The 18,057-nt window shown below is 62.0% G+C and carries 14 protein-coding genes and 1 pseudogene; 7 read left to right on the top strand and 8 right to left on the bottom strand.

The features are described 5' to 3' along the window. Position 1 precedes the first annotated feature (1 nt). From AU252_RS10125 to AU252_RS10115, 3 genes are all read right to left on the bottom strand, one after another. Entirely contained in the window at positions 2-1,807 is a 1,806-nt protein-coding gene (locus tag AU252_RS10125) for a dipeptide/oligopeptide/nickel ABC transporter permease/ATP-binding protein (protein ID WP_058930604.1), read from the bottom strand. Then, the gene (locus tag AU252_RS10120) at positions 1,804-2,745 is read right to left on the bottom strand and encodes an ABC transporter permease (RefSeq protein WP_058930603.1); all 942 of its coding nucleotides are present in this window, start codon (positions 2,743-2,745) and stop codon (positions 1,804-1,806) included. The genes AU252_RS10125 and AU252_RS10120 overlap by 4 nt, the downstream gene beginning before the upstream one ends. A 63-nt stretch (positions 2,746-2,808) precedes the next feature. Continuing rightward, entirely contained in the window at positions 2,809-4,356 is a 1,548-nt protein-coding gene (locus tag AU252_RS10115) for an ABC transporter substrate-binding protein (protein WP_058930602.1), read from the bottom strand. 598 nt (positions 4,357-4,954) lie between these two features. Between AU252_RS10115 and AU252_RS10110 the strand changes: the two genes are divergently transcribed. Next, on the top strand, positions 4,955-5,611 hold the full coding sequence (locus AU252_RS10110) for a TetR/AcrR family transcriptional regulator (protein WP_167349825.1): 657 nt from the start codon (positions 4,955-4,957) through the stop codon (positions 5,609-5,611). 365 nt (positions 5,612-5,976) lie between these two features. On the opposite strand, the gene AU252_RS10105 is transcribed toward AU252_RS10110, so the two are convergent. Then, the gene (locus AU252_RS10105) at positions 5,977-6,639 is read right to left on the bottom strand and encodes a TetR/AcrR family transcriptional regulator (RefSeq protein WP_058930601.1); all 663 of its coding nucleotides are present in this window, start codon (positions 6,637-6,639) and stop codon (positions 5,977-5,979) included. Between the two features lie 212 nt (positions 6,640-6,851). On the opposite strand from AU252_RS10105, the gene AU252_RS10100 reads away from it, so the two are divergent. From AU252_RS10100 to AU252_RS25000, 6 genes and pseudogenes are all read left to right on the top strand, one after another. Next, positions 6,852-7,871, top strand: a complete 1,020-nt coding sequence (locus tag AU252_RS10100) for a sugar ABC transporter substrate-binding protein (protein WP_058930600.1) — start codon at positions 6,852-6,854, stop codon at positions 7,869-7,871. A gap of 81 nt (positions 7,872-7,952) precedes the next feature. Next, a complete protein-coding gene (locus AU252_RS10095; protein ID WP_083510343.1) occupies positions 7,953-9,458 on the top strand; it encodes a carboxylesterase family protein in 1,506 nt (501 codons plus the stop codon). Positions 9,459-9,461: 3 nt separating this feature from the next. Further along, positions 9,462-10,274, top strand: coding sequence for an ATP-binding cassette domain-containing protein (locus AU252_RS10090; protein WP_083510342.1), 813 nt, complete (start codon positions 9,462-9,464; stop codon positions 10,272-10,274). After that, complete coding sequence (locus tag AU252_RS10085) at positions 10,271-11,359, top strand: ABC transporter permease (RefSeq protein WP_058930598.1); 1,089 nt, start codon at positions 10,271-10,273, stop codon at positions 11,357-11,359. Before AU252_RS10090 ends, AU252_RS10085 begins: the two co-directional genes overlap by 4 nt. 62 nt (positions 11,360-11,421) lie before the next feature. Continuing rightward, positions 11,422-11,823: a CocE/NonD family hydrolase gene (locus AU252_RS25005; RefSeq protein WP_430929477.1), complete on the top strand. Its 402-nt coding sequence runs from the start codon at positions 11,422-11,424 to the stop codon at positions 11,821-11,823. A 15-nt stretch (positions 11,824-11,838) separates the two neighbouring features. Further along, positions 11,839-13,124, top strand: a pseudogene (locus tag AU252_RS25000) (CocE/NonD family hydrolase); the annotation flags it as partial. A gap of 355 nt (positions 13,125-13,479) precedes the next feature. Here AU252_RS25000 and AU252_RS10070 read toward each other — a convergent pair. The 4 genes from AU252_RS10070 to AU252_RS10055 form a co-directional block, all read right to left on the bottom strand. Next, positions 13,480-13,869: an ABC transporter permease subunit gene (locus AU252_RS10070; protein ID WP_276203743.1), complete on the bottom strand. Its 390-nt coding sequence runs from the start codon at positions 13,867-13,869 to the stop codon at positions 13,480-13,482. 43 nt (positions 13,870-13,912) lie between these two features. Further along, positions 13,913-15,247, bottom strand: a complete 1,335-nt coding sequence (locus AU252_RS10065) for a hypothetical protein (protein WP_058930594.1) — start codon at positions 15,245-15,247, stop codon at positions 13,913-13,915. 735 nt (positions 15,248-15,982) lie between these two features. Then, positions 15,983-17,545 (bottom strand): o-succinylbenzoate--CoA ligase, encoded by a 1,563-nt coding sequence (menE, locus tag AU252_RS10060; RefSeq protein ID WP_058930593.1) that lies wholly within the window; start codon positions 17,543-17,545, stop codon positions 15,983-15,985. 33 nt (positions 17,546-17,578) lie between these two features. Then, positions 17,579-18,034: a MaoC family dehydratase gene (locus tag AU252_RS10055; protein WP_058930592.1), complete on the bottom strand. Its 456-nt coding sequence runs from the start codon at positions 18,032-18,034 to the stop codon at positions 17,579-17,581. Between the last annotated feature and the right edge of the window lie 23 nt (positions 18,035-18,057).

The raw sequence follows: 18,057 nt of genomic DNA, 5'->3' as shown, positions 1-18,057 counted from the left end.
TTTACTCCTTGGCTTGCAGGGGTGACGGAAGGTCATCGTCGAAGGGATAGGGGCGGGTTGGGCTGTCCTCGAGCATGGAATCGAGGAGTTTCTGCGTGTAGGCCTGGGACGGTGAGGTAAGGATCTTCTCCACGGTGTCCACTTCCACGAGGCGCCCGTCCTGCATTACGGCCACCCGATCGCAGATGTCGGCCACCACGCCGAAGTTGTGGGTGACCATGACCACGGCCATGCCCGTTTCGCGTTGCAGGTCCCGGAGCAGGTCGAGCACTTCTGCCTGTACGGTCACGTCCAGGGCCGTGGTGGGCTCGTCGGCGATGAGCAGGCGGGGGTTGCAGGAGACGGCGCCGGCGATGAGGACGCGCTGGGCCATGCCGCCGGAGACTTCGTGCGGGTAGGACTTGAACGTCTTCTCCGGGTCGGCGATCCCCACCCTGGCCAGCAGCGCCAGGGCACGGGACTTCGCGTCGGCTTTGGAGAGCCCGAGTTTGGTCCGCATGGGGACGGTGAGCTGGTGCCCGATCCGGAAAGACGGGTCCAGGTTGCTCATCGGTTCCTGCGGGATGTAGGCGATGTCGGTGCCGCGCAGGGCCGTACGGTCCTTTGGTCCCATGGTGGAGAGCTCTTTGCCGTCGAACAGGATGGAGCCTTCCGAGACGCGGCCGCCCTCAGGCAGCAGACCCAGGATGGAGAAAGCGGTCTGGGTTTTTCCGGAGCCGGACTCGCCTACGAGGCCCAGGACTTCGCCGGGTGCGACGTGGAGGGTGACGCCGTGGACGACTTCCTTTTGCCCGGGGCCGATGCCGTAGGCGACTTTGAGGTTCTGCACGGACAGGAGGGCGTTCTCCGGGTGGGCTGGCGCCGGCGTAGCCGCGGCTGCGGTGGCCGAAGGCTCGACGGCGGGGCGGGCCGGGAGCCGGACGGCGCGTGTGGTGCCATGGCCGCGATCTTCCAGGGCGTCCCGGAGCGCGTTGCCGAAGAGAACGAGGGCCATGCAGACCAGGCCGATCGCGAGGCTGGGCCAGAGGATGAGGCCGGGGTTCAGTGCGATCTTGCGGAAGCCTTCGTTTAGCATGTTGCCCCAGGAGGGGACAGAGCTGTCGGTGACGCCGAGGAATTCAAGCCCGGCCTGGATGGCGATGGCGATGCCGGCCACGCGTGCGGCCTGGATGATCACCGGTGCCCTGACCACCGTAAGGATGTGGCGGGAGATGATCCTGGCATCGCTGAGGCCGGACACTCGGGCCGCGTCAACGTAGAGTTCGTTGCGGACCGACTGCACTGCTCCGCGGACCACCCGGAAGAACGCCGGCGTGAGGAGCACACCGAAAACAGCCATGGCAATGTACACGGACGGGCCCACCACGGCGCGGACGGCGAGCAGGACAACGATGCCGGGAAGCGCCATGTTGAGGTTGTTGAACCATGACGCGCCGCTGTCGAACCAGCCGCCATAGTAGCCGGCGAGCAGACCGGTTACGGTGCCTATGACCAGTGAGATGGCGAGGGCGATGCCTGCGCCGATGAGGATGACTTGGCTGCCCCACATGAGGCGGCTGAACGTATCCCGGCCGGAGCTGTCGGTGCCCAGCAGGTGGCCCGGGCCGGGCGGGCGCGTGGCTTCGCGCAGGTTCACGCCGTTGGGGTCGGGCAAACCCAGGAAAGGAACCACGATGGCGATGACGATGACAACCAGGAGCACAATGCTGGAGATCAGCCCGAGGGGGTTGTGGAGGAAGCGCCGGATCAGGCCTGAGCGGGCGACGACGGGTTCGACGTCGGTGGGAACTTCGGTCGCAAGTGTCATGACAGTCGGACTTTCGGGTTGAGCCAGGCGACGAGGACGTCGACGATCAGGTTGACGGCGACGACGATGAGCACGACGGCGAGAATGACGCCGACGATGAGGGGCAGGTCGGTCCGGCTTGTCGCTTCGACGGCGAGTGAACCCAGTCCTGGCAAGGCGAACACCACTTCGATGACGACGGCGCCGCCGAGGATGCCTACTACCTGGACGGCCAAGCTGGTCAGGCCGTTCGTGGAGGCGTTGCGCAGCACGGACGTTAGGATGATCCGGCGCTCGGACAGCCCGCGGCTGCGGACGGTCCGGATGTAGTCATTGCGGAGCACCCCGAGAGTGGCAGAGCGGACCTGTTGGGCCACCCCTGCCACACCGCCGATCGCGAGGGCAATGACCGGCAGGGTGATGGTCCTGACCCAGCCGGCCGGGGACTCGGTCAAGGGGATGAAGCCCGTTGCGGGAAACACCTTCTGCTGGATGGCGAAGTACGTGACCAGGAACAGGGCCACGATGAAGGGTGGCAGCGCATCTCCGAGGGTGGCCAGGATCTGCAGGGTACGGTCCACCCAGCCTTTGCGTACCGCGGCGTAAATGCCGGCCGCGAAAGCGAGGACGCCGGTCAGCAGCGTCACCACGATCACCAGGCTCAGGGTGACCGGGAGCCGGATCATCAGGGTGTCCCAGACCGGCTGGCTGCTGAAGTACGAGACGCCGAGATCGCCGGAAATCGCCTTCATGAACCAGGCGAAGTACTGGATCATCAGCGGCTGGTCCAGGCCGAGCTCCTGGTTCTTCAGTGCAACCTGGGCCTCGGTGGCGTTTTCACCCAGGATGTTCCGGGAGATGTCCCCCGCGGTGGGGAAGAGCAGCACATAGGCCAGGAAAGACACCGCCACGAGCAGGACGACGGCGGAGAATAAACGCCGCAGCAGAAAGTTTGTCACTTGGGACTCCTATGTCCGGGTAGTCACGGGTGCCGGGGCCGTAGCTCCGGCACCCGTGGACTGCTACTTGCCCGTGGGCTTGTAGTTGTAGATGGACGGAACTGCCTGCTCCGCCTGGTTCTGAACATCAACCTTGTCGTTGTGGTAGAAGTGCTGCTCCAGCCGGTAGATGGGGCTGAACCAGTACTCGTCAACGACGATTTTGTTTATCTCTTTCGCGGCTTCAGCGATGGCCTTTTCATCCCCGGTTTGGGCCTTCGTGATCAGTTCATCGATTTCAGGACGCTCAGTTTTGAAAGGGTTCCAGGTTGCGTTCGGTGCGAGCAAGAGCTGGATGTGACGCCAGTCATCGCGCTGCACCAGGCTCATATAGGCGACCGAGAACTCGCCGCGGAGCATCGACGCAATGGCTGTGCCGGGTGCCCACTGGTGCCGGGTAACGTTCACCCCGACGTCCTTCCAGTTCTGTTCGATACCGTCATAGATCGACGGGTCAAAGGCCTGGCTGACTGGCAGCGTCACGGCCAGGTTCTCCGCTCCGGCTTCCTTCAGGAGTTCACGTGCACGGTCGGGATCGTAGGCGTACTTACCATCAAGGGCCTGGTCATATCCCTGGGTGGCGGGGCCGAAAGTTTGGCTGGTCAGCTCACCCTTGCCTAGGCCAACGCTCTGCAGCAGGGCCTCGCGGTCGATCGCCAGGGACAGTGCCTCGCGGACCCGGACATCCTTGAGTTGCGGCATCTTGGTTCCATCACGGTCAAAGAACCAAATGCCTTCCCAGTTGGTGGCGTACGGCTTGTGCAGCAGTCCCGCGCCTTCAGCCTCTGCCGCCGTGGCGGTCCGTTGGAAGACCGCAGCGTCGACCTGGCCTGACTTAAGCGCATTCAGGCGTGCCGTCTCTTCGGCCAAAACCTGGAACTCAACCTTGTCATACGGGAGCTTGTCGCCCCAGTAGTCAGCATTGCGGGTCATTGTGATCTTCGAACCTGCAACGGTGTTGGCGACATCGAGAACGTAGGGACCGGAACCAACCGGGTTGGTCTTAATTCCGGTTGTCTCGAGTGCCTTGGGGCTACCCATGTAGCCAGCGGCGTTCGTCAGGGAGTACGGAAGGCCGGGGTCGGCTTCCGAAAGCTTCAATACAGCAGTTGTGGTGTCGGGCGTCTCCACCCCGACGACGGAGTCCATCGAACTGGCAAGCGGCCCGTTTGCCTTCTTGAAGTGCTCCACATTGGCCTTCACCGCAGCAGAATCGAAGGCCTCGCCGTCCGTGAACTTCACACCCTCGCGCAACTTCAGTGTGTAGGACAATCCGTCCTGGCCCGGCTCCCACGAGGTAGCCAGCATCGGGCTAAGCGCCCCGTCTGCTTCCCGCTTGATCAACGTGTCATAGACGGCCTGGTAGATCGGCGCCAGGTGACCCTCATTGGCCTGCGCGGGGTCGTAACTCTGGGGCTCCTGCAGGGCGCCGATCCTCAGAAGCGGAGCCGTTGCGGGCCCTTCCTGATTGGAAGTGGACTCCTGCGGAGTGCCGCTGCAGCCAGTGAAAGCCAAGGCTGACACCAGTGCCGCCGCCGCAGTGGCGACAAAACGTCTTTTGATACTCATCATGTCTCTTCCTAAAACTCCGTTGTGGTAGGACAGCGCACTCCGTTCTCCAGAACGAGGTGCATTTCCGTAGCTCCGGTCCAATAATCACCGTTCGCTTACTTTTAAGAAATATAAGCGTCTGGTAACTTTTTTGCAAGAGGCTCGATGCAGTACGCCTCATCGAACCTTGAGATTCGTTGGGAGTCGGGGCAGGAGGAAGGCCCTGTTCTGGCGCAGGGTCACATTGCAGAACATCCATAAAGACCCCCGGCTGTGCGCGATACCGGTCTTCAGCGGGCCTTACCGGGCGAGACGTAAGATCCCACGGTGTTCGGGGCAGGCCGGCGTCGTTCGATGGCGGGGTCCTCGACGAGCCGGAGCGCCCGGAACGGAAGCCTAGAAATGTCGCCGGACACCAGATGCGCGGGATCCCCTTCACTGCAGAGCCAGAGTGAAGGGGCAGTGTGCGATTTCGGCCCGATCCGCTACCAGCCCGCCAGACCGAGGGCCAAGCGGGACGGCCCAACAATTATGGATCGCTCAGTTTTCAAAAATATAAGCGTCTGGTAACTTTTTTGCAAGGGCTCGTTCAAAACGGAACAGAATGGCGGTGACGGGCGTGGCAGAGAAGCCGGCGACCAAAGGCACGTACCCCAAAGGCGTCGCGCGCCGTAAGCAGATCGTGAGGGCGGCAGCCCGCATCTTCGCCCAGTATGGCTACCACGCAGGGTCCTTGCGGAACATCGCCGACGATGTCGGCGTCACCAGTGCAGCCTTGATCAGACACTTTCAGGACAAAGAGGGCTTGCTCACGGCCGTACTCGAATACTGGGATGAGGAGAGCCAGGTGGCCAGCAGCACAGCTCCAGGCCTCGACCACATCCGCCAGCTCCCGGCAATGATGGAGTACCACCTCACCCATCGGGGCCTCATAGAGCTCTTCCTGACTCTGGCCACAGAAGCATCGAATCCGGAACACCCCGCACGGGATTTCATCGTGAAACGGTACGACAGCACGGTGGCGAGCCTGAGCTCCCGGATACGCGAGGCGATTGACGCCGGGGAAGTTTTCCTGCCAGCGGAGCAGGTCGAAAGCGAAGCCAGGGGACTTATGGCCCTGATGGACGGCATCGAGCTCCAATGGCTCCTCCAACCCGAGCTCGATCTAGTGGCCCTTTTCAGCAGCCACCTGGACCACACCCTCGCAAGGTGGACGGGCGAGGTCCAGCCGTTAAGCAACAGTACTGAGGCTTTCGTGGTGCAAGGCATAGCCTGACGGCGATCCTCCTCCTGCAAGCTACCGCTCCGTCCCGGAGGGAGAATTATCCGGTCCGATGCGCAAACCCTGAGGTGCGACGTGCTGCACACGGTTCAACGACAGAGAACGTTGTGTCCGGGTAGGCGCAGGTGATCGCGTGAACGGTGCCAAGGACAGGGTCAGGGGTGGATGCGATCAGCGTGGCGTCTGCGTTGGCCCAACCGGCGATGTAGCCGGCACGGGGGCGTCCGCGCCTTCGCAAGCGAGCCGCTCGCGGCGAGTCGCTACGGCAACAGCGTCTAGGAGTTCCAACTGCGCATCAGTAAGCGGTTCACCGAGATTCGCGGCAACGCTGAACAGGGGGCCCGACCTGCCAGCCGAGCCTATTCTGGCGCCGAGGCAACCTCTTTGGCTAGGGGCGAACAAGGCCCTTTGTCGCCCGAGGCCGTCCAGCGAACAATCGTTAGATCGAGGTGGCGGTCGAAGAGACTAACCAGTTCCACGCTGGGGTCGAGGAGCCATTGAAGCTCTAGTCCGTCCATGACTGAGATTAGAGTGCGACACTCTGCCGAGATCTCAATCGAGTCCATTCGTATCACCTCTCCTCGCTGGACCGCGGACGCAAGGTGCCATGTGAACCGTTCGAGCGTCTGAGCGTTTCGTTCACGGATGAAGTTACCGGCCGGGTGGCCGGGATTCGACGCTTCAGTGCTCAGAGTGAGAAATAGCTCCAGGAATCCCCGATGATTCGCGTTGTATCTCATCACCGAGCGGAGACCCTCGAAGTACTCGACGCCGGCGGCATCTCCATCCGGCTTCGGGCTTTGTTCCCCCCAGTAGCGAAGCACCTCGACGAGCAGGTCCTCCTTGCTCTCGAAGTGTCGCATGAGGGCTGCCGGTGTGACCCCCACCTCAACCGCAATCTGCCGGAGCGAGCCCGCTCCGTAACCATAAGTCGCGAAGACCTCGCTCGCCTTCGCGAGGATCTGCTTACGTCTCATGAGACCGCTTTTGTAGGGGCCGCGGGTATGTCGGATCTCGCTCATCTGACCGTCTCCCAGTGATGTCATGAAAATCGTCGAAACGTCTTTATAAATGTTATCTCGACGTCTTGTTTAAATGTTATTGCGCTTATACAGTTGGCGAAACGTAATCACGCGGATACTTTTCGCTGACCGTGGATACCGTCCCCCGGAGTGGACGACCATGCTCCCAGGTGGGCATTCCCTGTACGTAGTTCCAATGTCAAGGAGGACAAATGAAACGCGCCGGACTAGTTTATTTCGCGGGGTTCACGATCATTTCGCTCGGGCTGCTGACGGGATGCTCGGGATCATCCAACGCAGCGAACACAAGCGCTGGTAGCAACGCATCTGGATCTGGCGTCAAGATCGGGGGCGTGGTCCAGAACGCTTCTGATCCGTTCTTCGTCACGCTTATGTGCGGCGCCTCCAAGGAGGCCGAGGCCGAGGGTGCGACGATGACGTGGAAGCCGACAAACTCGACATCAATCCAGGAACTCCAGGCCAACCTCGACGCGGTATCGCTAACCAATCCCGGTGGAATCCTGATGTCCGGCAGCGGAGATAGCAGCTACAACACCAAGATCCAGAGCCTGCAGCAGACGGGTACCCCGGTCGTCGTCGTAAACGTCCCGGTGATCCCTCCGGTCGAATACGCCCAGATCACGAGCTCATCAGATAACACCGACTTCGCCCACTATGTCGCAAAGGACATCGGTCACGGCGGCGAACTCGGCATTCTCGGTGGCATCGCGGGCGCGAAGATCTTCACATCTCGCTACCAGCCTGTAATCGACGCGCTGGGCAAGGTCGCCCCCGATGTGAAGGTACTGCCCGTCCAGTATGACGACGTCGATCGCACCAAAGCAGCATCCGTGGCATCCGCGCTCATCGTCGCGCATCCCGATCTCAAGGCAATCTACGCGGTGAGCGGCCCTGAGGGCGCCGGAGCCGCAGCTGCGGTGAAGCAGGCAGGCAAAGCCGACAAGGTCAAGGTGTACACCTACGACGCGACACCCGAGGTCGTCCAAGGCCTGCAAGAGGGCACCATCAGCGCTGCCCTCGCTCAATCCGCATATCGCATCGGACAGGAGGGTGTGAAAGCCATCCTGGACTACCGAAAGGCGAACCCTGGCACCACGCCGGTCATGCCGGACGCTAGCAAAAATCAAACGATCCCCTTGAAGATCCTCACGAAGGAGAACGTGAACGACGCCGATTCGAAGGCGTTCCAGTACGTCTCCACCTGCAACTGAGGTATTCCAGTTGCGCCGGTGACCTGCACGGGCCGACGCAACTGGAATTCCATCCATCATCTGAAATCCAAGGACGCCGCCATGAACCGCCCAGAAGCGATGACCAATGCCGGCCCAGTAAGAGGGGTATGGCGCGGGGGATCGGCCGCCTTCTACGGAATCCCCTTCGCCGAGCCGCCTGTTGGCGAGAACAGGTTCATGGAACCCCGCGCACGACGCCCATGGTACGGGGTTCGGGACGCCTCTCGGCCAGGGCCCACACCGCAACGAAGGCCATTTATGGCCGTCTCATCCGTGCCCGAACCTAGCTATCCGGGGGATGACACACTCCTTGTGAACGTCTTTACATCCGCCCCGGGAAATCCCGACGCACGCCTGCCGGTATTCGTATGGATTCACGGAGGAGCCTATGTCGCGGGTTCTCCGTCGAGCAGCTGGTACGACGGGCGAGCGTTCAACCGCGACGGAGTCGTCACTGTCTCAATCTCCTATCGACTCGGATTCGACGGGTTCGGATCGATTCCGGGGGCGCCGGAGAACCGTGCCGTCCGCGACTGGCTCGCCGCTTTGGAATGGGTCCAGGAGAATATCGTCGCGTTCGGTGGAGACCCCAGTCAGGTCACCATCGGCGGGCAAAGCGCCGGCGGCGGTGCAGTACTGACGCTGCTGACGATGCCACGTGCTCAGCACCTGTTTCGTGCGGCAATCGTCGGGTCCGGCACTACCGACCACGTGGAACTCCACGAAGCGCGCGACCAAACCGAAACTATGGCCCGTCTCCTCGGCATCGCCTCGAATCGAGAGGCGTTTGCAGACCTTGACGAGGACGCGATCCTCGACGCCCAAGACGTCGTCGCACCGAAGTCTGAGCCCGACGCCGGGCGAGTAGTCGCCAACGCCCTCGGAGATGGTCGAATGCGTCTGCGTTTCGCACCTGTAGTCGACGGACCTCTGGTCGAGTACGACGTCATCGAAGCCGTGCGCCGCGGCATCGGTAGCGACAAACCGCTACTCATCGGTGCCACGGCACATGAATTCAACATGATCGGCATGGCAGCACAGGACGCAGTTGCGGACACCCAAGCCCTAGACCTACTTGAGAAGTTCGGCTATGACGGCGACTTCGCGAAGCGATTCGTCCGGGAACTGAACATATCCACGCCGACAGACCTTGTTGGGCAGGGCATCACCGAACGACTGTTTCGTGGGTCGACAGAACTCATCGCATCACTTCGGACATGCTCGACCTGGCTGTACGACTTCCGATGGAAGAGTCCGACGATCGGAATAGCGGTGCACTGCCTTGAACTGCCGTACGTGTGGGATCACCTCGATGCCGAGCTGGTCTCGACCTCATCGGGCGATAACCCGCCAGCGTCTCTCGCACGCGAGATTCACTCATCGTGGGTCCGATTTATCACCGAGGGCGAAGCCCCGTGGCCGAGTTATAACTTCCGTCGATCCGGACGGACTTTCGACGTCGAGTCGCGAACGGTCGAAGATCCGTATCGCCTCTCTCGCGATTTCCTCGTAGCCAGAACCCCCGACAATGATGTCGATCCTCACATTCTCATCACGAAGGAGTGACCAGTGACAGATTCCATCACTACAGGCCAGCAAATACTTGAACCGACGGTCGACAACCGAAGAATTGCGATCGCCGGGCGACATATCGCCAAGCGTTTCGGTCATGTGCAGGCGCTCTCGGACGCAAGCATCTCTGTGCATGCAGGGGAAGTCGTCGCCCTTTTCGGGGACAACGGGGCTGGAAAGTCAACGTTTCTCAAGGCGCTTCTGGGCATGGAGAAGCCCGACGCCGGCGAAGTCATCGTTGGCGATGAGGTCGTGGAACTCGGGAATATCCGCGATGCGCAGAGCCTCGGCATTGAATGTGTGCACCAGGACCTCGCACTGGCAGCGGAACTTTCGGTGGTGGACAACATGTTCATCGGGCACGAGGTCTTGCGGTCCGGCGCGCTTGGAAAGTTTGGTGTGCTGGACAGGGCAGGGATGACCGAGCGTGCCGACGTCGCTCTGCGAGAACTTTCTATCAAGTTGCCCTCGTTGAAGGTGCCTATCCGTGACCTCTCCGGGGGGCAGAAACAAGCCGTCGCCGTTGCGCGGGCGGTCATGTGGGGACATAACGCCGTACTGATGGATGAGCCGACGGCAGCTCTCGGCGCTCGGCAGAGCGAAATCGTCTGCGATCTGATGCGAACGATCGCAGAGCGCGGTCTCGGTGTCCTCGTCGTCTCTCACGACCTCCCCCGCGTGCTCAAAGTCGCGGACAAGGTCACCATTCTCTGGCGCGGGAGCACCACTCTCGAAGCGCCGGCATCATCCCTCACCGTCCCCGATGTGGTGGCGACCATGGTCGGTTACAAAAAGGAGGTCGCAGCATGAGCATCGCAAAAGTCGCCCGGACGCGAAAGCAGGAATCGATTGCCCCACAGCCCATCGATGCTGATCTACGTGCCGTTCCCAAGAAGCCATTAATCCAGCGACTGCTCGCTCACACGGCAACGTGGGTCTTTCTCGTCGACGTCGCGCTCATTCTCGCCTTCGGCCTTCTGTCAGAGCAGCAGTCGTTCTGGAGTCTGGCCAACATTCAGTCACTGCTCCTCGGCGGAACACAAGCCCTGCTGCTGGCGCTCGGACTTGCGCTGCTGCTCGGCGCAGGGGTCTTCGACTTCTCGCTCGGCGCCAACCTCGTGCTCTCCTCCGTGACAGGCGGCCTGACCGTCCAGGCAATTGCCGGCCCTTACGACCCCCAGGGGGTCTACTCGGACGTGGGGTACGCGTTGCTCGCCGGTTTCGTCGTCGCAATCGTGACCGGAACCCTTTTCGGCCTCGCGAACGGATTGATCATCTCCCTCCTCGACATCAACCCACTCATCGCAACTCTTGGCACTATGGGAATCGGAACCGGCATCGCGCTCGTGATCACCAACGGCGGGAACATCTCCGGACTGCCGTCGCAAATCCAGAGCGCAATCGGCCTGAACATGATCGGCGGTGTCCTTCCGCTTCCGACCCTCGTCGCGCTTGTCGTAGCTGCTCTCGTCACCTTGCTCCTCAAGTACACCCGATTCGGAATGAGGTCACTTGCAATGGGGTCGTCGCGAACCGCGGCGGAGCGCGCCGGAATCAAAACCAGACGACAGACCATCCAGCTGACGATGATCGCGGGCGCATTCGCAGGCCTAGCCGGGTACATCGACCTGGCGCGATTCGGGTCGACCTCTGCCTCGGGACACACCCAAGACGCGCTCAACGCCATTGCGGCCGTCATTATCGGTGGCACACTGCTCGTTGGCGGTCGCGTAAGCATTCTCGGCGCAATCTTCGGAACCATCCTCGCGGTAGTCCTTCAGACCGGACTGGTCATTATCGGCGTTCAAGCCTACTGGCAACTCATCGCGGTCGGTGCAGTCCTCATCATCGCAATCGCAATCGACCGATTCCGCTACACGCTACAAAAGGCATGACGCGAGTAACACGATGACCAGAACTCCTCTCGGCTAGGCATCATCGGTGGCCGGCCAGGTCAATGCCCGAGCTTCGACCGTCCGGTCAGACGAAGCGAACACGAGCCGCCACGCGCTTCGCGACCGCCAGGTCTCCGCCTGCTTTATGGATGCATCCCGCAGTTGACCGCCACGCCCGTTTCCACCCACCGACCCATCACCGCGTCCCGAGGAGGGAACCCCGGATGCCCACTACCGCAGGCCTCGCCACACTGACCGAGTTCGACGTGCCGATACCAATGCGCGACGGTGTGGTGCTCCGCGCGAACATCACCCGTCCGGCGGATGGGGAGCCGGCGCCCGTGCTCCTTATACGCAGTCCCTACCCGCTGGAAGCCATCCGCTTCGAAGTCGACACGATCGGGCGAGGCCCGCCGCGGGCCTCACCCTCGTGGTCCAGAGCACCGCGGCACCGGGGCCTCTAACGGCAACGTCGAGCGACGGGGAGCGTGGCAACCTACGGCCGCTCCTACCTCGCACACGCGCAGGTCTACGAAGCCGGTGCGCACCCTCCAGCACTAATGGCCATGGGCTTGTGCGTCGTCCCGAGCGATTCCTACGAACTCACATATACGGGCGGGGCGCTCGCTCTGGGATCTACGCTGTTCTGGGCGATGGGAATGGCCGGCAACCTGACCGCTCGCCGCGCGATGCGTGGCGAGGATGTCGCCGCCGACCTCGACGAGTTCACGGCAGCAGTGAACGACTTCCCCACGCTGTACCGCACCACCCCGCTGACGGACATCCCGATCCTCGACAAGCACTTCCCCAGCTGGCGGAAGTGGCTTGAGCACCCAGCGCGTGACGAGTGGTGGCAAGCGCGAGCAGTTCCCCGCCGTGACGATATCCCCACAGTTGTCGTGGCAGGGTGGCACGACCTCTTCCTAAACGGAAGCCTCCAGCAGTTCGCCGAAGCAGCGCCGTACGCGGGCTCCCGGCTGGTCATTGGGCCGTGGGGCCACGGAATGCCCGGCACGGCGCTCGAAGACGTCGATTACGGCCGTGCCTCTTCGGGAATGGCGGTCGGACTCGATGCCGAGATGCTCGACTTCCTCGCGAGCCACGTCCGGGGCGAGTCCTCTGATTCCAAACCTGCCAGGGCGTCAGGGTGTTCGGCATGGGGAGAACCGCTGGCGGGACGAGCCCAATTGGCAGCCGACAGGCACCACTCAGACCGACCTGTTCCTCTCCGCCGACGGAAGATTGTCTGCCGACGGGGAGATCGTAGATCCCCCCGTCCACTTTCGTGTTCGACCCCCGGGACCCGTGCCCACGATGGGCGGACCCCACTTGTTGCCGACGGGGATGCCGCGAATGCCAGAGGCTCGTGTGACCAGCGCCCGCTCGATCTGCGCCAAGATGTCCTGCGGTTCACCACCGAGCCTCTGGCCACCAATATGGACGTGATCGGGCCGGTGATTGTTACGCTGTTCGCCGCGGCCTCGGCGGCCGACACCGACTGGACGGCCAAACTGGTCGACGTCTGGCCCGACGGCCGGGCGCTCAACATCGTCGACGGAATCGTCCGTGCCCGGTACCGGAATCCCTCCTGCGGGGAGGAGCTCCTCGAGCCAAACCGCCCTCACGAATTCGTCATCGAGCTGGGGGCCACAGCGCAGCGGGTCACTGCATCCGGCTCGATATCTCCAGCTCGAACTTTCCCCGCTTCGACCGCAATCCTGGCACGGGGGCTCTCCCGCAGACACCGTTGAAGAGGACTTCGTGATTGCCCACCAGAGCGTTCTGCAAGGGCCCGAACACCCGTCGCGGTTCACCCTGCATCGTGCAACTTGATTCGGCTGGGGGTCTTAACTGGCGTGGAAGCAGAATCTCTACATATCTTTCAGGCCGCCCGCAGGGGTTCATCAATGCCATCCTGTGCTAGCCAGAGAATGTCTCGTCCGGGAGTTACAGCGACAATTCGGCCCTAGTAGTACTCTGTTAGGTTTTGGGGTGAAGCCCTTCTAATCCCTTTGGGCGTCTGTTAATTTCGGATCATCCGGGATGAAGAGAGTTGCAGCGGTGCGGAGCGCCTTGGAGAACTTTGTGGCCGAAGTGTTCGCGTCGTTGCCGCGGAAGGATCAGTGGCCAAGGGCAGCCTCTATTGCGCTCAATGCCATTACGAACGCGCCCGCGATCATCGTCAGCTGGATGGTCTGTCGTCTGGTTTTGATTCCGGCGCGCTCCGCCGCGGTTCGCGACGACCCCATTGCAAGTGACCTCATTCCGAATCGGGTGTACTTGAGGAGCAAGGTGACGAGAGCAGCTACGACAAGCGCGACGAGGGTCGGAAGCGGAAGGACACCGCCGATCATGTTCAGGCCGATTGCGCTCTGGATTTGCGACGGCAGTCCGGAGATGTTCCCGCCGTTGGTGATCACGAGCGCGATGCCGGTTCCGATTTCCATAGTGCCAAGAGTTGCGATGAGTGGGTTGCGGGGAAGCGCCGGGCGCAGCGGGGCACCCGGCACCTCAAACCCCTAGCGCAGTCTTGCTACGCATGTCCTGGCCGCATCACTGCTCGAACAGCCAGTCGAGCATGACATCGTTGGTGTAGGTCGGAACCCAGGAGAAGTGGTTGAAGACCGGTGTGGTTCCCGCGGGGAAAGTGGTGAATAGGTGCTGGCTGCCGGTGGCTGCCGCACGGTCATGGGCTTCCTCAGCCAAAGCCTCCTGCTGCTCGTCCGGCAATGTGCCCGCCCACTCGCTCCACGTCACCGGGTGCCCGGCGGCTTCCAATGCTTTGAAGATGCGATAGTCCGAGCCCGGAGCGTCATAGGGAACGACCACGTCGTCTGCAGAGTGCACGGCCCAGATGGGGAAGTCACCCAGGGTAGCCACTGAGGCCGCTTCATTGCCCGATCCGCAGACGAGCAGCGCCCCTGCGAATAGCTCCGAGTTAGCGGGAAGGATGCCCCACGAGCCATAGGACCCCATCGAGAGTCCAGTCAGGTAAACCCGGGCCGGGTCTATTGCGGGGTTCTCCGCAATCGTCTTCTTTACCAGTTCGACGACGCCGGCCTGCATCTCACCTCGCCACCACGCGCCGTTGGTGAGGCTAGTGGGGTCTGCTTGCGGCGATAGCACGAAGGAAGGATCCGACTCCTGGCGCTTCGGATCGGCGAATGCGACGGAAATCTGGTTGCCTGCTATCTGGCCAAGGTTGTTGGTTCCGCTCTCGCCATAACCGTGAAGAGTGACCACAAGCGGGTATTTCCGCTCTTCCTGGACCTCTGGCGTAAAGAAGCGGTATGGGAGAGTGACGCCCGACTGGGCTGAGAATGTACCGGCGTCGTACTCATCGACGATGAGGTTCCGGACTCCACTGTTGGCGACGTCCCGGCCCGGGTGCGCGTTAATTCGCTGGTTCGCACCTTCAATGATCTTCGTCTGGCTCACGTCGTAGCTGCCGGTGAGGTCGTAGAACGTGGTGAATCGGCCGCTGTCATAGGACGCGCGTGCCAGGGGGTCGTTCTCGTCGAGCTCGAGAATGATGTACTTGCCCGGTTCCGAGACTCCGCCGACCTCGATGTCCGAGGACGTGAAGGCGTTAACAACCGCCCTTTCGCCGGTGAGCGGAGCAACTCCGGGCTGGTTGAGGGTCACGTCGACGAGGAAGGAGCTCTCATCGATGTCGGCGGCGCCGAGGTCCACGATGCCGTTATACTCGACGGCGAGGCCGGTGACTTTGAGGCCGAGTGGCGTGACCTCCGTGATCACCGTCGAGTCGATGGCCTTCAGCGGCCGGTCGTTGCCGGAGTCTGCGTTCGCGACGCCGGCGCCAAGAAATGTGCTGGCGAGGGCTGCGGCCGCAACGGCGGTGATATGGATCTTCCTGTGCTTGAGCATAAGTTCTTTCTCTTCGTTGAGTGGTGGTGTGAGCGTGGCCGTCGGCCTACCGGGTCTCGGTGGCGCATCGGGTTCCTGCATCGTTACCCGTGGGGGAGCAGCTGCCAGCGGGAATTGCTCTGTCCACGCCGAAGCATCACGTTACTTATCCGTACAGTCAACCGGTTGACAAACCTCAAAAGTATCCGTGCGATGACATTTCGTAACTGTATAAGCGCGATAACATTTGCACAAGACGTTTCGCGGATTTTCATGACATGGCTGGGAGACGGTCGAATGAGCGAGGTCCGACATACCCGCGGCCCATACAAAAGCGGTCTCATGAGACGTCAGCAGATCCTCGCGAAGGCGAGCGAGGTCTTCGCGACTTATGGTTACGGAGCGTCGCTCCGGCAGATTGCGTGGATGCTAGGACATCATGGAGTTTTTGGGCGCTGCTAGATCCAATGAGTGCCGCCAGAGCGTTCCCCCGCCGAACGTGGAACGCCATGATAGTTGTGACGCTCCCGAATGAACGTACTCATCACGGAACCGACGGCGCGTTCGAGCGGGACGTTTTCAGGGCCGACCATGGTGATCAAGCAGGCGGCTTCGTGTGGGTGGCGGCGGACTTGCATCCGATGAACCCGCGAGCCGACGACAACAAGACGCGCCCTGGGCTTCAGTCGTTCAACGCCGGCTGTATAAAGCCCAGACCAATCCTCGGCTTTGACTGCGGCCACCTGTCTACCTGGTTCAGGAACTCTGCTGCCGCAGTCCTGTTTTCTTGATTTTTCCGCTGGCGGTCCGCGGCATCTCCGCCACGAACACGACAGACTTCGGAATTTTGTACCGGGCGAGCCGGCCGTTGAGGTGTTCCTTAAGTTGGTCTTCCGTGAGGTGGGCGCCTTCACGTAGCAAGATGACGGCACGAGGCACTTCACCCCACTTTTCATCGGGAACGCCGATGACTGCGACACTGGCCACTGCCACGAGCTCGGTGATGGCCTGTTCCACTTCGGCCGGGTAGATGTTTTCGCCGCCCGAAATGATCATGTCCTTGAGCCTGTCGGAGATGAAGACAAAGCCGTCGGTGTCCTTGTATCCCATGTCCCCGGATTTGAACCAGCCATCGGCCGTTGTGGATTGGTCGATGGCCTCCGGCCGGTTCCAGTACTGGCCAATGACGTTGGGGCCCTTGATGTGGATTTCGCCCACGGTTTCGGGCGGAGCCTGGTTGCCGTCAAAGTCGGTGATCCGTACGTCGGTGAAGAAGTGGGGCAGTCCTGAGGAGCCGGCCTTTTCCCGCGAACGGTCCGCCGGGAGAGTGGTGGCGCCCGGGGCGGTCTCGGTCATGCCGTAGCCGTTGGAGAAGTGCAGGCCCCGCTGCTCGTAGGCGTCCAGGACCCTCAGGGGAACGGCTGAGCCGCCGCAGGTCAGCTTTGTCAGGGAGCTCAGGTCGGTGCCTTCCCAGTCCGGATGTTCGCAGAGCATCTGGAAGGTGGTGGGCACGCCGCTGAGGGTGGTGGCGCGGTGCTTCTGGACCAGTTCGAGGGTGCGCTGGGGCTCGAACTTGGCTTCCAGGACCACGGTTCCGCCTTTGAGCAGGGTGGGCAGCACGCCCATGTCCAGGGAGGCGACATGGAACATCGGGGAGATCATGAGCGCCACGTCCGTGGACGCGAAATCGAAGTCCACGATGACGTTCATGCAGTTCCAGACCACGTTACCGTGGGTCAGAAGCGCCCCCTTGGGCCGCCCGGTGGTGCCCGAGGTGTAGAGGATCATGGCGCCGTCGTCGAGCCCCACGGTCTCATCCCGGAACTCCTCCGTGCCGGATGCGAGGACCGCTTCGAAGTCCTCAACGGAAACCACGGCCTGGTCCCGGGGAGTGGCTGTTGTCGCCGCCGCAGTGTCGGCGGCGTCGTTGACCACGATGCGCCGTGCTACCGGGGTGGCGTCCGACCCGCGGGTGCCGAGCACATCGAGGCTCTGGGAGTGCACGAGGATGTGTGCCCCGCAGTCCTGGAGCTGGAACTGGATTTCGGGGGGTGCCAGCCGGGTGTTGAGGGGGACGAAGATGGCCCCCAGCAAGCCTGCGGCGAACAGGGTCTCGAGGAATGCGGGGTGGTTTTCGCCCAGGTACGCCACCCGGTCGCCCTTGGCCACGCCGCGGTCGCGGAGGGCGTTGGCCAGGCGGACGCTGCGGTCCGCGAATGCCTCATAGCTCAGCTCCCGGTTGCCGCTGATGAGTGCGGTCTTGTTACCGGACTTCGGGCGGCGACGCTGCAGCCAGGAGCCGATGCCAAAGTTCTCCACGGGGGTCCTTTCATGAAGTAGGGAAGAGGCGAATTACTTGTAGAACCGGGCCAAAAACTCGGCCACAACAGCGGGGCGTTCCTGGCCCTCGATCTCGATGGTATTCGCGACTTTGATCTGGGCACCGCCCTTGACCTCGGTGACTTCGGCGATGGTGGCCTGCATGCGGATCCGCGAGCCCACCTTCACGGGGGAGGTGAAGCGGACCTTGTCGAGGCCGTAGTTGACCTTGGCCGTGACGCCGTCGACGTCGAACAGCTCGCCCCAGAACGGAATGATCAGGGACAGGGTGAGGAATCCGTGCGCGATCGGTGCGCCGAACGGGCCGTCCTTAGCGCGTTCGGGGTCGACGTGGATCCACTGGTCATCGCCGGTGGCGTCGGCGAATTTGTTGATCTGGTCCTGGGTGATTTCAATGTATTCGGTGACGCCGAGGTCGGTGCCGGCGAGGGTGAGTAGTTTGTCGAAATCGACGACGAGGTTGGGCATCTTTGGCTCCTGGATGGTTCTTG

This window comes from Pseudarthrobacter sulfonivorans, from assembly GCF_001484605.1.
In the GTDB taxonomy this organism is placed as follows: Bacteria; Actinomycetota; Actinomycetes; order Actinomycetales; family Micrococcaceae; genus Arthrobacter; species Arthrobacter sulfonivorans_A.
The sequence above is the reverse complement of the archived record's forward strand: the minus strand, read 5'-3'. Positions and strand labels throughout refer to the sequence as shown.

Bases quoted from the DNA above. Each gene is read 5' to 3' on its own strand.
- AU252_RS10125 (WP_058930604.1), bottom strand. From the start codon at position 1,807: ATGACACTTGCGACCGAAGTTCCCACCGACGTCGAACCCGTCGTCGCC.
- AU252_RS10115 (WP_058930602.1), bottom strand. From the start codon at position 4,356: ATGATGAGTATCAAAAGACGTTTTGTCGCCACTGCGGCGGCGGCACTG.
- AU252_RS10105 (WP_058930601.1), bottom strand. From the start codon at position 6,639: ATGAGCGAGATCCGACATACCCGCGGCCCCTACAAAAGCGGTCTCATG.
- AU252_RS10100 (WP_058930600.1), top strand. From the start codon at position 6,852: ATGAAACGCGCCGGACTAGTTTATTTCGCGGGGTTCACGATCATTTCG.
- AU252_RS10095 (WP_083510343.1), top strand. From the start codon at position 7,953: ATGAACCGCCCAGAAGCGATGACCAATGCCGGCCCAGTAAGAGGGGTA.
- AU252_RS10085 (WP_058930598.1), top strand. From the start codon at position 10,271: ATGAGCATCGCAAAAGTCGCCCGGACGCGAAAGCAGGAATCGATTGCC.
- AU252_RS25005 (WP_430929477.1), top strand. From the start codon at position 11,422: ATGCCCGAGCTTCGACCGTCCGGTCAGACGAAGCGAACACGAGCCGCC.
- AU252_RS10065 (WP_058930594.1), bottom strand. From the start codon at position 15,247: ATGCTCAAGCACAGGAAGATCCATATCACCGCCGTTGCGGCCGCAGCC.
- AU252_RS10055 (WP_058930592.1), bottom strand. From the start codon at position 18,034: ATGCCCAACCTCGTCGTCGATTTCGACAAACTACTCACCCTCGCCGGC.